General features: G+C 68.2%; 18 protein-coding genes. 13 read left to right on the top strand and 5 right to left on the bottom strand.

All coding sequences use genetic code 11. From position 1 onward, the window contains the following. Positions 1-15 precede the first annotated feature (15 nt). From map to truA, 8 genes are all read left to right on the top strand, one after another. Positions 16-852, top strand: a complete 837-nt coding sequence (gene map / locus ACZ9QC_RS15760; RefSeq protein ID WP_472920714.1) for a type I methionyl aminopeptidase — start codon at positions 16-18, stop codon at positions 850-852. A 266-nt stretch (positions 853-1,118) separates the two neighbouring features. Next, positions 1,119-1,340 carry a translation initiation factor IF-1 gene (gene infA, locus ACZ9QC_RS15755; RefSeq protein ID WP_003948620.1) on the top strand — a complete coding sequence of 74 codons (222 nt, stop codon included), beginning with the start codon at positions 1,119-1,121 and terminating at the stop codon, positions 1,338-1,340. Between the two features lie 73 nt (positions 1,341-1,413). Next, positions 1,414-1,527: a 50S ribosomal protein L36 gene (gene rpmJ, locus ACZ9QC_RS15750; protein WP_003998809.1), complete on the top strand. Its 114-nt coding sequence runs from the start codon at positions 1,414-1,416 to the stop codon at positions 1,525-1,527. Positions 1,528-1,725: 198 nt separating this feature from the next. Then, on the top strand, positions 1,726-2,106 hold the full coding sequence (gene rpsM, locus ACZ9QC_RS15745) for a 30S ribosomal protein S13 (protein ID WP_128433137.1): 381 nt from the start codon (positions 1,726-1,728) through the stop codon (positions 2,104-2,106). A gap of 70 nt (positions 2,107-2,176) precedes the next feature. Continuing rightward, positions 2,177-2,581, top strand: a complete 405-nt coding sequence (rpsK, locus tag ACZ9QC_RS15740) for a 30S ribosomal protein S11 (RefSeq protein WP_003956432.1) — start codon at positions 2,177-2,179, stop codon at positions 2,579-2,581. A 137-nt stretch (positions 2,582-2,718) separates the two neighbouring features. Then, positions 2,719-3,741: a DNA-directed RNA polymerase subunit alpha gene (locus tag ACZ9QC_RS15735; RefSeq protein WP_003966937.1), complete on the top strand. Its 1,023-nt coding sequence runs from the start codon at positions 2,719-2,721 to the stop codon at positions 3,739-3,741. A 188-nt stretch (positions 3,742-3,929) separates the two neighbouring features. After that, positions 3,930-4,433, top strand: a complete 504-nt coding sequence (gene rplQ / locus ACZ9QC_RS15730; RefSeq protein ID WP_467334556.1) for a 50S ribosomal protein L17 — start codon at positions 3,930-3,932, stop codon at positions 4,431-4,433. Positions 4,434-4,579: 146 nt separating this feature from the next. Next, positions 4,580-5,443: a tRNA pseudouridine(38-40) synthase TruA gene (gene truA, locus ACZ9QC_RS15725; RefSeq protein WP_472920713.1), complete on the top strand. Its 864-nt coding sequence runs from the start codon at positions 4,580-4,582 to the stop codon at positions 5,441-5,443. Positions 5,444-5,469: 26 nt separating this feature from the next. Here truA and ACZ9QC_RS15720 read toward each other — a convergent pair whose 3' ends face one another. Together ACZ9QC_RS15720 and ACZ9QC_RS15715 are read right to left on the bottom strand one after the other, a co-directional pair. Then, positions 5,470-6,357 carry a hypothetical protein gene (locus ACZ9QC_RS15720; RefSeq protein ID WP_472920712.1) on the bottom strand — a complete coding sequence of 296 codons (888 nt, stop codon included), beginning with the start codon at positions 6,355-6,357 and terminating at the stop codon, positions 5,470-5,472. A gap of 90 nt (positions 6,358-6,447) precedes the next feature. After that, positions 6,448-6,822 carry a hypothetical protein gene (locus ACZ9QC_RS15715; RefSeq protein ID WP_472920711.1) on the bottom strand — a complete coding sequence of 125 codons (375 nt, stop codon included), beginning with the start codon at positions 6,820-6,822 and terminating at the stop codon, positions 6,448-6,450. Between the two features lie 340 nt (positions 6,823-7,162). Between ACZ9QC_RS15715 and rplM the strand changes: the two genes are divergently transcribed. The 3 genes from rplM to glmM all read left to right on the top strand — a co-directional run bounded on the left by rplM (position 7,163) and on the right by glmM (position 9,784). Beyond that, positions 7,163-7,606 carry a 50S ribosomal protein L13 gene (gene rplM / locus ACZ9QC_RS15710; protein ID WP_033528354.1) on the top strand — a complete coding sequence of 148 codons (444 nt, stop codon included), beginning with the start codon at positions 7,163-7,165 and terminating at the stop codon, positions 7,604-7,606. A gap of 41 nt (positions 7,607-7,647) precedes the next feature. After that, positions 7,648-8,160, top strand: a complete 513-nt coding sequence (gene rpsI, locus ACZ9QC_RS15705) for a 30S ribosomal protein S9 (RefSeq protein WP_472920710.1) — start codon at positions 7,648-7,650, stop codon at positions 8,158-8,160. A 265-nt stretch (positions 8,161-8,425) separates the two neighbouring features. Then, a complete protein-coding gene (gene glmM / locus ACZ9QC_RS15700; protein ID WP_472920709.1) occupies positions 8,426-9,784 on the top strand; it encodes a phosphoglucosamine mutase in 1,359 nt (452 codons plus the stop codon). A 144-nt stretch (positions 9,785-9,928) separates the two neighbouring features. Here glmM and ACZ9QC_RS15695 read toward each other — a convergent pair whose 3' ends face one another. Both ACZ9QC_RS15695 and coaA read right to left on the bottom strand, forming a co-directional pair. After that, positions 9,929-10,849: a DUF389 domain-containing protein gene (locus tag ACZ9QC_RS15695; RefSeq protein WP_472920708.1), complete on the bottom strand. Its 921-nt coding sequence runs from the start codon at positions 10,847-10,849 to the stop codon at positions 9,929-9,931. Between the two features lie 32 nt (positions 10,850-10,881). Continuing rightward, on the bottom strand, positions 10,882-11,871 hold the full coding sequence (gene coaA, locus ACZ9QC_RS15690) for a type I pantothenate kinase (protein ID WP_472920707.1): 990 nt from the start codon (positions 11,869-11,871) through the stop codon (positions 10,882-10,884). A gap of 218 nt (positions 11,872-12,089) precedes the next feature. Between coaA and ACZ9QC_RS15685 the strand changes: the two genes are divergently transcribed. Next, the gene (locus ACZ9QC_RS15685; protein ID WP_472920706.1) at positions 12,090-12,320 is read left to right on the top strand and encodes a hypothetical protein; all 231 of its coding nucleotides are present in this window, start codon (positions 12,090-12,092) and stop codon (positions 12,318-12,320) included. Here ACZ9QC_RS15685 and ACZ9QC_RS15680 read toward each other — a convergent pair whose 3' ends face one another. Next, positions 12,321-12,449, bottom strand: a complete 129-nt coding sequence (locus tag ACZ9QC_RS15680) for a hypothetical protein (protein ID WP_472920705.1) — start codon at positions 12,447-12,449, stop codon at positions 12,321-12,323. 124 nt (positions 12,450-12,573) lie between these two features. Between ACZ9QC_RS15680 and ACZ9QC_RS15675 the strand changes: the two genes are divergently transcribed. Further along, positions 12,574-12,816, top strand: coding sequence for a hypothetical protein (locus ACZ9QC_RS15675; protein WP_472920704.1), 243 nt, complete (start codon positions 12,574-12,576; stop codon positions 12,814-12,816). Positions 12,817-12,824: the final 8 nt, after the last annotated feature.

The following is a 12,824-nucleotide window of genomic DNA, read 5'->3' as shown; positions in this document are numbered from 1 at the left end:
AGAGCGCAGGCCCCCATGGTGCAGATCAAGAGTCCCGAGCAGATCGCCAAGATGCGTGAGGCGGGGCTGGTCGTCGCCGCCATCCACGCGGCCACCCGGGAGGCCGCAGTGCCGGGTGCCTCCACGAAGGATCTCGACGAGGTCGCCCGCAAGGTTCTAGCGGAGCACGGGGCCAAGTCGAACTTCCTCGGGTACGGCGGCTTCCCCGCGACGATCTGCACCTCGGTGAACGAGGTCGTGGTCCATGGCATCCCGAGCGACGAGGTCGTCCTGAAGGACGGCGACATCATCTCCATCGACTGCGGCGCGATCATCGACGGCTGGCACGGTGACGCCGCCTACACCGCGTTCGTGGGGTCCGGGCACGCTCCGGAGCTGATCGAGCTGTCGCGGGTGACCGAGGAGTCCATGTGGGCCGGGATCGCCGCGATGAAGCAGGGGAACCGGCTCGTCGACGTCTCACGGGCCATCGAGACGTACATCCGCCGGCAGCCGAAGCCGGGCGGCGGGAAGTACGGGATCGTCGAGGACTACGGCGGCCACGGCATCGGGACCGAGATGCACATGGACCCGCACCTGCTGAACTACGTCGAGCGGCGGCGGGGGAAGGGGCCGAAGCTGGTGCCCGGCTTCTGCCTCGCGATCGAGCCGATGGTGTCGCTGGGTACGCCGAAGACGGAGGTCCTGGCGGACGACTGGACCGTGGTGACGACGGACGGGACGTGGTCGTCGCACTGGGAGCACTCGGTGGCGTTGACCGTGGACGGGCCGTTGGTGCTGACCGCGCCCGACGGGGGCAAGGCGAAGCTGGCCGAGTACGGGATCGTCGCGGCTCCGGATCCGGTGGGCTGAGGTCGCCGTGCCGGGCGCGGGTCCGGTGGGGCTTCTCGCGCCCACGCGGCGGAGCCGCAGATTGACACAGCCCCGCGCCCCTGCGCAGCGGCTGCGCAGGGGCGCGGGCGCTTTGACGGCATAAGGATCTTCGACCTTGGGCATCCTTACCCGGATTCGTGTTTCTGGAGGCCCTGGCGTAGACTGACTCGTCGGCTCTCGTGTTCCCGTGTGTCCTCATTCGGTTACGTGGAGTCGATCAAGGTAGTCGATTCGAAGGGCAAAGCGTGGCCAAGAAGCAAGGTGCCATCGAGATCGAGGGCACTGTCGTCGAGTCTCTGCCGAACGCCATGTTCAAGGTCGAGCTCCAGAACGGCCACCAGGTCCTGGCACACATCAGCGGCAAGATGCGTATGCACTACATCCGCATCCTCCCTGACGACCGGGTCGTGGTGGAGCTGTCTCCGTACGACCTGACGCGTGGCCGGATCGTCTACCGCTACAAGTAGATCTTGCCCCCGCTCTCCGTGCCCCGGTCCTCCGGGACGCGGGTGGTGGCACTGACCCGGAGAACCTCACCCCATGAAGGTCAAGCCGAGCGTCAAGAAGATCTGCGACAAGTGCAGGGTGATCCGCCGTCACGGTCGGGTCATGGTCATCTGCGAGAACCCGCGCCACAAGCAGCGCCAGGGCTGACGCACGTACGACCACTCCCTCTGCATCTTCATCGCAGGGATTCGCGCGACGCGAGCTGAATTTGTTCATACGCAGGACCCAGGCGCCGCACGGCGTCTGACACCCCCGGCTCGGAGGCCGGGGACCCGGTTCGTACCTGGTACGGCGGCCGGGAGCCGGTTCTGCGGAAGACCTCCGACAATCACCAGGAGCCATTGAATGGCACGCGTTTCCGGTGTTGACATCCCGCGCGACAAGCGCGTGGAGGTCGCCCTCACCTATGTGTTCGGCATCGGCCGGACCCTCTCCCAGGAGACGCTGGCAGCGACCGGCGTCAACCCGAACACCCGCGTTCGCGACCTCTCCGAGGAGCAGCTCGTCGCGATCCGCGAGTACGTGGACAACAACATCAAGACCGAGGGTGACCTCCGTCGCGAGATCCAGGCCGACATCCGCCGCAAGGTCGAGATCGGCTGCTACCAGGGTCTCCGTCACCGTCGTGGTCTGCCCGTCCGCGGTCAGCGCACCAGCACCAACGCTCGCACCCGCAAGGGCCCGCGTCGCGCCATCGCCGGTAAGAAGAAGCCGGGCAAGAAGTAGTCCTCAGCGGACAACGCTTCATCAGCGGTCTTCGCTGTAGGACCGACCACCTCCCCGTAGGAGTTAGTAGATGCCCCCCAAGGGTCGTCAGGGCGCTGCCAAGAAGGTGCGCCGCAAGGAAAAGAAGAACGTCGCTCACGGCCACGCGCACATCAAGAGCACGTTCAACAACACGATCGTCTCCATCACGGACCCCTCGGGCAACGTGATCTCCTGGGCCTCCGCCGGCCACGTCGGCTTCAAGGGCTCCCGGAAGTCCACGCCGTTCGCCGCGCAGATGGCCGCCGAGTCGGCCGCCCGTCGCGCGCAGGAGCACGGCATGCGCAAGGTCGACGTGTTCGTCAAGGGCCCGGGCTCGGGTCGTGAGACGGCCATCCGTTCGCTGCAGGCGACCGGTCTCGAGGTCGGCTCCATCCAGGACGTCACGCCCACCCCGCACAACGGCTGCCGTCCGCCCAAGCGCCGCCGCGTCTGACCCTTCGGGTCGGAGGTACGGCCGCTTGTCGGTCTGAGGTTTTCGGGCGGTACGGCTCTTACGGGGCGTACCGCCCGTACCCTTGTAGTACTCAAGGGCATCAAATAGTGGGTGCCCATGACTGAAGGACTCACCACATGCTGATCGCTCAGCGTCCCTCGTTGACCGAAGAGGTCGTCGACGAGTTCCGCTCCCGGTTCGTGATCGAGCCGCTGGAGCCGGGCTTCGGCTACACCCTCGGCAACAGCCTCCGTCGCACGCTCCTGTCGTCGATCCCCGGCGCTGCTGTCACCAGCATCCGGATCGACGGTGTCCTGCACGAGTTCACCACCGTGCCGGGCGTCAAGGAGGACGTCACCGACCTGATCCTCAACATCAAGCAGCTGGTCGTCTCCTCGGAGCACGACGAGCCGGTCGTGATGTACCTGCGCAAGCAGGGCCCGGGTCTGGTCACCGCCGCCGACATCGCGCCCCCGGCCGGTGTCGAGGTGCACAACCCCGACCTGGTCCTCGCCACGCTCAACGGCAAGGGCAAGCTGGAGATGGAGCTGACGGTCGAGCGCGGCCGCGGTTACGTCTCCGCCGTGCAGAACAAGCAGGTGGGCCAGGAGATCGGCCGTATCCCGGTCGACTCCATCTACTCGCCGGTTCTCAAGGTCACGTACAAGGTCGAGGCCACGCGTGTCGAGCAGCGCACCGACTTCGACAAGCTGATCGTCGACGTCGAGACCAAGCAGGCGATGCGTCCCCGTGACGCCATGGCCTCCGCCGGTAAGACGCTGGTCGAGCTGTTCGGTCTCGCCCGTGAGCTGAACATCGACGCCGAGGGCATCGACATGGGTCCGTCCCCGACGGACGCCGCTCTCGCCGCTGATCTGGCGCTGCCGATCGAGGAGCTGGAGCTCACCGTTCGGTCCTACAACTGCCTCAAGCGTGAGGGCATCCACTCCGTGGGTGAGCTGGTCGCGCGCTCCGAGGCCGACCTGCTCGACATCCGCAACTTCGGTGCGAAGTCGATCGACGAGGTCAAGGCGAAGCTGGCCGGCATGGGCCTGGCCCTGAAGGACAGCCCGCCCGGATTCGACCCCACCGCTGCCGCGGACGCCTTCGGCGCGGACGACGACGCGGACGCCGGGTTCGTGGAGACCGAGCAGTACTAGTCGCTCCGCGAAGCAGCCGGATTCCGGCTGCGGGGCCGTAGTGGCTGGTCGCGCAGTTCCCCGCGCCCCTTACGGGGCGCGGACCCTCCGGAGTCGAAAAGGTCTCCGGATCTTCGACGGGCATCCGCCCGCTCGGATACTGACCCCGGTACCTAGTACGGCCGGGGCAGACACACAGGAGAAACATCATGCCGAAGCCCACCAAGGGTGCCCGTCTGGGCGGCAGCGCCGCGCACGAGAAGCTGCTCCTCGCGAACCTCGCGAAGTCGCTCTTCGAGCACGGCCGCATCACCACCACCGAGGCGAAGGCCCGCCGTCTGCGGCCGTACGCCGAGCGTCTGGTCACCAAGGCGAAGAAGGGCGACCTTCACAACCGCCGCCAGGTGCTCCAGGTCATCACGGACAAGAGCGTCGTGCACACGCTCTTCACCGAGATCGGCCCGCGGTACGAGAACCGTCCGGGTGGCTACACCCGGATCACCAAGATCGGTAACCGCCGTGGCGACAACGCGCCCATGGCTGTCATCGAGCTGGTCGAGGCGCTGACCGTCGCGCAGGAGGCCACGGGCGAGGCCGAGGCCGCCACCAAGCGTGCCGCCAAGGACGCCGAGACGCCTGCCGCTGAGGCCACGGTGGACACCACCAAGGCTGACGCCGCCGACGAGGCTGCCGAGGAGTCGAAGGACGCGTAGCGCTCCGCGGGGGCTGCGTTTTCGGCTGCGGGTTCGTTGTGGCTGGTCGCGCAGTTCCCCGCGCCCCTAAAAACGGGGCGCGTCTGAGTGGGTCCGTTCCTGTTACGGGAGCGGGCCCGCTTTTTTGTACCTGAGAGGATCCAGGGGTGAGTGACGAAGTACAGCCCGGTCATGTCCGTGTGCGGCTCGATCTGTCGTACGACGGGAGTGAGTTCTCCGGGTGGGCCAAGCAGGCCGGCGGGCGGCGGACCGTGCAGGGGGAGATCGAGGACGCCCTGCGGACCGTGACGCGGTCCCGGGAGACCTTCGAGCTGACCGTGGCCGGTCGGACGGACGCCGGGGTGCACGCGCGGGGGCAGGTGGCGCACGTGGACCTGCCGGAGGCTGTTTGGCGTGAGCACCACGAGAAGCTGCTGAAGCGGCTCGCGGGGCGCCTGTCGAGGGACGTGCGGGTCTGGGCGCTCAGGGAGGCGCCCAGCGGCTTCAACGCGCGGTTCTCGGCGATCTGGCGGCGGTACGCCTACCGGGTCACCGACAACCCCGGCGGTGTCGATCCGTTGCTGCGCGGTCACGTCCTGTGGCACGACTGGCCGCTGGACGTCGACGCCATGAACGAGGCGGCACGGCGGCTGCTGGGGGAGCACGACTTCGCCGCGTACTGCAAGCGGCGGGAGGGGGCGACCACCATCCGCACGCTGCAGGAGCTGAGCCTGGTGCGGGGCGACGACGGGATCATCACCGCCACCGTGCGGGCCGACGCCTTCTGCCACAACATGGTGCGCTCGCTGATCGGGGCCCTGCTGTTCGTGGGGGACGGCCACCGGGGGCCCGAATGGCCCGGGAAGGTGCTGGCCGCCGGCGTACGGGACTCCGCCGTGCATGTCGTACGGCCGCACGGGCTGACCCTGGAGGAGGTCGGGTACCCGGCGGACGAGCTGCTGGCCGCGCGGAGCAGGGAGGCGCGGAACCGGCGGAGTCTGCCAGGGGTACCCGGGGCCGGCTGCTGCTGACCCCGGGCGGCGGGGGTTCTGACGGGCTACTGCCCGTTGGCCGCGGCGGCCGCCTGGGTCTCGCCGCGGCGCCGGATCTGTCCGTACGTGGAGCTGCTGAGGTCGTCGCCGGCGGTGAAGACGGCCTTGTCCTTCTCCGTGACGTCCTTGCCGTCGGTGAAGCCGGAGAGGGTGAAGTAGGCGTAGCGGCCGTAGGAGTTGGCGGTCGTGCGGCAGACCGTCGTACGGCAGAAGGCGGGGACGCCGTCACCGGACAGGGAGACGATGGTGCTCTGCTTGTCCCAGTCGTCCTTGACCTTGGTCGCCTTGGCCTCGGTGTCGAACAGGGCGACGCCGATGGTGGTCGCGACCTTGTCCCGGAAGTAGGTCACGCGCATGAAGCGGGTGCAGTCGTTCTCCGTGAGGAGCTTGTCGAGGGTGCCCTGGACGGCTGAGGCGCAGTCCTTCGTCGAGGCCGTGGCGCCCTTGCGGTAGACGACACCCTCGCGCTTGGTGAACTGGGAGCCCGGGAAGAGGATGTCCGGGCTGATCGGCGCCTTGTCCTTGCCCGAGCTGGAGATGAAGTCCTTCGGGTTCAGCGGGGGCGGGGCCGACGTCGGTGCGAACGACGGGTCGGTCTTGGCGCTGGCGCTGGGTATGCCCTCCGTGACCGGTGGGTTGTTCGGGCCGTTCGCCGTGGTGCTGCCGCCGTTGTCGGTGTTGACGACGGCCATCGCCACGGCGACGCCTATGCCGACCGTGGCGAGGGCACCGCCGACGATCAGCAGGAGTCTGCGGCGCCTGTTGCGTGTTTCGGACTGCTCGGCGAGTGACGCCCAGTCCGGGGTCTGGTTACTGGAGGAACTCCACTGATTGTCCCACGGATTGTGGGAACCCCCGGGGCTCCACTGAGACCCCCCCTGCCCAAAGCTCATGGGCCGCAGTTTAGACGGGCGAGGGGAGGCCTTCTTCAGTTATGGGTCACGCCTTGGTACCGCGTTACTCCCGGTACCGGGTTACGCCCGTTACGCCTTGTCCTTCCAGCTGGCGATGAGCTTGCGCGTGCTGTGGTCGCTCAGCTTCGTGTAGGAGTAGACGTCGATCTGGAGCTTGTGGCCGTTCTTGAACTTCATGTCGCAGGTCTTGGACTTGCCCTTGCCCTTGACGCTGCAGGTGTCCATCGTCGGGTTCTTCGCGGACAGGTCGTCCACGACGACGTGGATGCCGGTCTTGCCCGCCTTGGTGTCCCAGACCTTGAGGATCTCGCCCTCGGACGTGAACTTCACCTGGCCGCCGGGCACCGAGTAGTGGCTCGACGCGGACGCCGTGCCGGCGCTGCCCAGGGTCAGGGCGACACCGGCCGCCACGATCGCGGCGGCAACGTTCTTGCGAAACTTCATATGTGAACCCCGTGGTTTGCAGCTTGCATGCCTGAACCGCGTGCCTCGCGGCACGTGGGGCCGGATCGTATCGAACCCGTGGGCGAAGTGGATCAACGGGTGCCGTGGGGGTCGGTCCCGGGGCCGTTTTGACCCGTCCGGGGCGGCGCGAGTACTCTTGCCGATTGTTATGCGTACTGGCTTGGTCGCTCTCAGGCGAGAAGCCCTTACGCGGGTTCCCTGGAGCAGTTACCAGTGGGCGGCATACGGGCAGCGTTCCCGGCACTGTCGTCCCCAGCTGCACGATCGCTTCAGTGATGCCATGTGTCACCACCCATCCACTGAAGAAGAAGGCTGCGAAGTGCGTACGTACAGCCCCAAGCCCGGCGATGTGACTCGCCAGTGGCACGTCATCGACGCACAGGACATCGTCCTGGGCCGTCTGGCTACCACTGCGGCGAACCTCCTCCGCGGCAAGCACAAGCCGACCTATGCCCCTCACATGGACATGGGCGACTTCGTCATCATCATCAACGCCGACAAGGTTCACCTGTCCGGCAACAAGAAGACCCAGAAGCTGGCGTACCGCCACTCCGGTTACCCGGGTGGTCTGCGCTCCGTCCGTTACGACGAGCTGCTGGCGAAGAACCCCGAGAAGGCCGTCGAGAAGGCCATCAAGGGCATGATCCCCAAGAACTCCCTGGGCCGTCAGATGCTCTCGAAGCTGAAGGTCTACTCGGGCGACCAGCACCCCCACGCTGCGCAGCAGCCGGTGCCGTTCGAGATCACCCAGGTCGCGCAGTAGTTCCGGCCACACCCCCAAACAGAAAAGATCTGAGGAGAATCGTGGCCGAGACCACTGCCGAGCAGCCGCTCGAAGAGCTTGACATCGACAGCTACACCACGGAGTCGGACGTCCCCGTCGAGGGCGAGTACACCTCCGAGTCCATGGCCTCCCGCTTCGGCGACCCGCAGCCGGCCGCCGGCCTGGGCCGTCGCAAGAACGCCATCGCCCGCGTCCGGATCGTCCCGGGCTCCGGCAAGTGGAAGATCAACGGTCGCACCCTTGAGGACTACTTCCCCAACAAGGTGCACCAGCAGGAAGTCAACGAGCCCTTCAAGGTGCTGGAGCTCGAGGGCCGCTACGACGTCGTCGCCCGCATCGCCGGTGGCGGTGTCTCCGGTCAGGCCGGTGCGCTCCGTCTCGGTGTCGCCCGCGCGCTGAACGAGGCCGACGTCGACAACAACCGTGGCGCCCTCAAGAAGGCCGGATTCCTCCGCCGCGACGACCGTGCGGTCGAGCGCAAGAAGGCCGGTCTGAAGAAGGCCCGCAAGGCTCCGCAGTACAGCAAGCGCTAAACCGCGCTCGCGCCGCTGGGCGCGATCCGCGTGCGTCGCGCATTGCGCGTATCGCCCCGGTGGCACGTATCCGTGCCGCCGGGGCGGTTTGCTTGGCAGGCGTACCAGCACGCGTCTCTTCATCGCAGGCTTATACACAGACTGTCGGTACAACCCCGAAAGGGGGAGGACAGTCTCAGGGGATGTACTTGGTCAGGGGAATGCCGGGACACTCGTGACCATCAGTACGAGCCGCACATTCTGAGCAATTTCGGAGGACACCACAGTGGGACGACTCTTCGGCACGGACGGCGTGCGCGGTGTCGCCAACGCGGATCTGACGGCCGAGCTCGCGCTCGGACTCTCCGTCGCGGCGGCACACGTACTCGCCGAGGCGGGAACGTTCGAGGGCCACAAGCCGGTGGCGGTGGTCGGGCGGGATCCGCGAGCGTCCGGGGAGTTCCTGGAGGCGGCCGTCGTGGCCGGGCTCGCCAGCGCGGGCGTCGACGTGCTGCGCGTCGGTGTGCTGCCCACCCCCGCGGTGGCGTTCCTCACCGGCGAGCTGGGCGCCGACCTCGGCGTGATGCTCTCCGCCAGCCACAACGCGATGCCCGACAACGGGATCAAGTTCTTCGCCCGCGGCGGTCACAAGCTCGCCGACGAGCTGGAGGACAAGATCGAGGGCGTCTACGAGGAGCACCGCACCGGGGCTCCCTGGGAGCGGCCCACGGGGGCGGGCGTCGGGCGCGTCCGGTCCTACGACGACGGCTTCGGGCAGTACGTCGAGCACCTGCTCTCGGCCCTCCCCCACCGGCTCGACGGCCTGAAGATCGTCCTCGACGAGGCGCACGGCGCCGCCGCCGGGGTCTCGCCGGAGGCCTTCACCCGCGCCGGCGCCGAGATCGTCACGATCGGGGCCGAGCCCGACGGGCTCAACATCAACGACGGGTGCGGGTCGACGCACCTCGGGCCGCTGAAGGCCGCCGTCCTGGAGCACGGGGCGCACCTCGGGATCGCGCACGACGGGGACGCGGACCGGTGCCTGGCCGTGGACCACGAGGGCAACGAGGTCGACGGGGACCAGATCCTCGCCGTCCTCGCGCTGGCCATGCGGGAGCGCGGCGTGCTGCGGTCCGACACCGTGGTCGCCACCGTGATGTCCAACCTCGGGTTCAAGCTGGCGCTGGAGCGGGAGGGGCTGCGGCTGGTGCAGGCCGCGGTCGGCGACCGGTACGTGCTGGAGGAGATGAAGGAGCACGGGTACGCGCTCGGGGGCGAGCAGTCCGGGCACGTGATCATCTCCGACCACGCGACGACCGGTGACGGCACGCTGACGGGGCTGCTGCTGGCGGGGCGGGTCGCGCAGACCGGCCGTACGCTCCAGGAGCTGGCCGGGGTGATGGAGCGGCTGCCGCAGGTGCTGATCAATGTGCCGGACGTGGACCGGTCGCGGGTGTCCACGTCCGCGGAGCTGGCGGTGGCTGTGGGGGAGGCCGAGGCCGAACTGGGGTCCACGGGGCGGGTGTTGCTGCGGCCGTCCGGGACGGAGCCGCTGGTGCGGGTGATGGTGGAGGCGGCCGACATCGAGCAGGCTCGGGCTGTGGCCGGGCGGCTGGCTGATGTGGTGAAGTCGGCGCTCGGGTAGGGCCGGGGGTTGTGCGTTCCGGGTAGGTCCGGGGTTGTGCTTTCCGGGTAGGGGCGTGGGGTTCTGTGGGTTGCGGGCCGCGGGTTCGTCGTGGCTTGTCGCGCCCACGCGGCGGTAGCCGCATATCAGCACAGCCCCGCGCCCCTATCGGGGCTTGGACCACAGCCACTTCTGGAGGAGCAGGGTGAGGGTGCCGGCCAGGAGGATGCCCAGGAGGTTGAGGAGCAGTTGCTCCGTGGAGCCCACCGTCTGCTTCGTGTCGCCGTAGGCCAGGGCCACCGCCGCGTTCGCGGCGGCCGGGACCGTGGTGACGGAGATGGCCACGCCCACCAGGGCTCCGGACTTGGCCGAGGTCAGGGAGAGGGTGCCGGCGATGCCCGCCAGGACCGCCACGATGAAGGAGAAGGCGTCGGGGGCGTAGACGAAGGCGGTGTTGGGGCGGTCGGCCTCCAGTTTGGCCTCGGTGAAGTACCCGAGCGCGTCCATGAAGAGGCTGAAGGCGACCGTCACCGCCATGGCCGCCGCGAAGCCCACGAGGAGCGCGATCAGGGAGCGCAGGGCGAGGCGCGGGTGGCGTTGGACGATGGACGTGCTGATGCCGGCCAGCGGGCCGAACTCGGGGCCGACGGCCATCGCTCCGACGATCAGGACGGCGTTGTCGAGGACCACACCGCAGGCCGCGATCATCGTGGCGAGGGTGATGAAGGCGACGTAGGTGAAGGAGAGCGTCGACTCCTCGTGGGTCGCGTCCGTCAGGTGCTCCCAGAGGACCGCGTCGGCGGACTCTCCCGGCGCGTCCTTCTCGGCCTTGTCGGCGCGCTCGGAGAGCGACAGGTCGATGTTCTCGACGGCGATGGAGCCGGTTCGGTCGAGGTCCAACGCCCTTAGCGCGCCGATCAGTTCGTCACCCGCCTCGCGTGCCACGTCGCACATGACGACGTCTCCGGCCGGGTTGCGGGCGGCACCCGGTACGACGACGAGGTGGGTGCACCCGACCGTGTCCTCGATCAGGCGCACCACGTCGTCTGTCCGGTCGGTCGGGGTGATCAGGCGCAGATGCAGCATGCCCGCAGGGTAGTCGGGGGCCGGTGACGGGACTAAAGCTTGCGCAGGCTGAGACGGCGGACCTTGTGGTCGGCGCCCTTGCGGATGATGAGGGTGGCGCGGCCCCGGGTGGGGGCGATGTTCTCCACCAGGTTGGGCTTGTTGATGGTGCGCCAGAGGGTGCGGGCGTAGTCGAGGGCGTCGTCCTCGGAGACCTGGGTGTACTTGCGGAAGTACGAGTCGGGGTTCTGGAACGCGGTCTGGCGGAGCTTCTTGAAGCGGTTGAGGTACCAGCGCTCGATGTCGTCGGCGCCGGCGTCGACGTACACGCTGAAGTCGAAGTAGTCGGCGAGACCGACGCGGGTGCGGCCGTCGCTGCCGGGGAGGGCGGGCTGCAGGACGTTCAGCCCCTCGACGATGAGGATGTCGGGGCGGCGGACCGTGAGCCGCTGGTCGGGGACGATGTCGTAGATGAGGTGCGAGTAGACGGGGGCCGTCACCTCGTCCTTGCCGGCCTTGATGTCGGCGACGAAACGGGTCAGGGCCCGGCGGTCGTACGACTCGGGGAAGCCCTTGCGGGAGACCAGGCCGCGCTCCTGGAGGTCCTTCATGGGGAGCAGGAAGCCGTCGGTGGTGACCAGTTCCACGCGCGGGTGTTCGGGCCAGCGGGCCAGGAGGGCCTGGAGGAGGCGGGCGACCGTCGACTTGCCGACGGCCACGGAGCCGGCGACGCCTATGACGAACGGGGTGCCGGACTGGGAGCCCTGCTCGCCCAGGAAGGTGTTCAGGGCGCCGCGCAGGCCGTGGGTGGCGCCGACGTAGAGGTTGAGGAGCCGGGACAGCGGCAGATAGATGTCCCGTACCTCGTCGAGGTCGATGACATCGCCCAGACCGCGCAGCTGTTCGACCTCTTCGGCGTTCAGCGGGAGCGGCGTCTTTTCGCGCAGCGCGCTCCACTCGGCACGGGTGAGGTCGACGTAGGGAGTCGCCTCCGGCCTGGGCCGGTGGGCGCTCCGCGGCAACGAGGAGACCGGTGAGATCACAGTCCATTGTTAACGGAGTTTGAACGGCGTGGCGGGGCGGGGTCCGGTGGGTTCCGTCACGCCGGGCGGGGTCGCGCTGAGGGGTTCTCCCTTCGCTGTGCGTGAACTGTGACGAAGGTATGGACCTCGGGTGGGGGGAGGACTAGCGTCCGGGCGGTCGGGAGGGAGCCCCTCCCGGTCGAACAGGGGGAAATGGGGGGATTGGTATGACTTTCGGAGTGCGTCTGACATTACGGGGCGCCGGTCGACGGGGGTCTACGCGCGGTGACGCGGAGCTCGCCGGACGGGTGTGCAGCGAGCTCTCGGCGGACCTGCCGGACGAGGATCTGGGCGAGTACCTCGATGACGCGATCGACATGTACCGGATGGGCAGCAAGCCGCGGTGCGAGGAGGTCGAGTATCTGGGGATGGTGCGGGAGGCGATCGACCGGATCGAGGAGGGGGAGTGATCAGACCAACAGATCCTTGTAGTAGATGCCGGCCTTCTTGCGGCTGTCGGTGGCGGAGGTGACCGACCCGAAGCCGCTGCACAGGCGGGCCGCCTGAAGGTCGGCGGGGTCGGGGACCTGGATGGCCATGCCCTCGGGCTCCCGGTAGGGGAGGGAGTTCAAGTGCCTGGGTACGGCGAAGGACATCCAGGTCGCGGAGGAGGAGCCAGACGATCACGCCTTCCTGAGCGATGACACGGCGGACACGCTCGGCATGATCAGTACTGGGCTGGGTATCGCCGCGGTGTTCACCGCCGCGACGCCCATCGGTCCCGTCCTCGGCCTGTTGGCGGTCGGCGTCGTCGGAATCGCGGGCGGCCTTGTGCCCATGCTGAAGTCGGGCGAGGCCATGCAGGGGATCGGTACGCTCCGGACCTGGGGTGTGCAGGCGGGGCGGTCGGTCGCCGACGGGGCTCGCAGTGCCTGGAACGGTGTCAGAGGCCTCTTCGGTGGTTGACAGAAGGA

Source organism: Streptomyces sp. HUAS MS02, assembly GCF_055702265.1.
Note: the sequence above shows the minus strand (reverse complement) of the source record. Positions and strands in the feature narration are given on the sequence as shown.

Bases quoted from the DNA above. Each gene is read 5' to 3' on its own strand.
- map (WP_472920714.1), top strand. From the start codon at position 16: ATGGTGCAGATCAAGAGTCCCGAGCAGATCGCCAAGATGCGTGAGGCG.
- rpmJ (WP_003998809.1), top strand. From the start codon at position 1,414: ATGAAGGTCAAGCCGAGCGTCAAGAAGATCTGCGACAAGTGCAGGGTG.
- rpsM (WP_128433137.1), top strand. From the start codon at position 1,726: ATGGCACGCGTTTCCGGTGTTGACATCCCGCGCGACAAGCGCGTGGAG.
- rpsK (WP_003956432.1), top strand. From the start codon at position 2,177: ATGCCCCCCAAGGGTCGTCAGGGCGCTGCCAAGAAGGTGCGCCGCAAG.
- ACZ9QC_RS15735 (WP_003966937.1), top strand. From the start codon at position 2,719: ATGCTGATCGCTCAGCGTCCCTCGTTGACCGAAGAGGTCGTCGACGAG.
- rplQ (WP_467334556.1), top strand. From the start codon at position 3,930: ATGCCGAAGCCCACCAAGGGTGCCCGTCTGGGCGGCAGCGCCGCGCAC.
- ACZ9QC_RS15720 (WP_472920712.1), bottom strand. From the start codon at position 6,357: ATGAGCTTTGGGCAGGGGGGGTCTCAGTGGAGCCCCGGGGGTTCCCAC.
- ACZ9QC_RS15715 (WP_472920711.1), bottom strand. From the start codon at position 6,822: ATGAAGTTTCGCAAGAACGTTGCCGCCGCGATCGTGGCGGCCGGTGTC.
- ACZ9QC_RS15695 (WP_472920708.1), bottom strand. From the start codon at position 10,849: ATGCTGCATCTGCGCCTGATCACCCCGACCGACCGGACAGACGACGTG.
- ACZ9QC_RS15680 (WP_472920705.1), bottom strand. From the start codon at position 12,449: ATGGCCATCCAGGTCCCCGACCCCGCCGACCTTCAGGCGGCCCGCCTG.
- ACZ9QC_RS15675 (WP_472920704.1), top strand. From the start codon at position 12,574: ATGATCAGTACTGGGCTGGGTATCGCCGCGGTGTTCACCGCCGCGACG.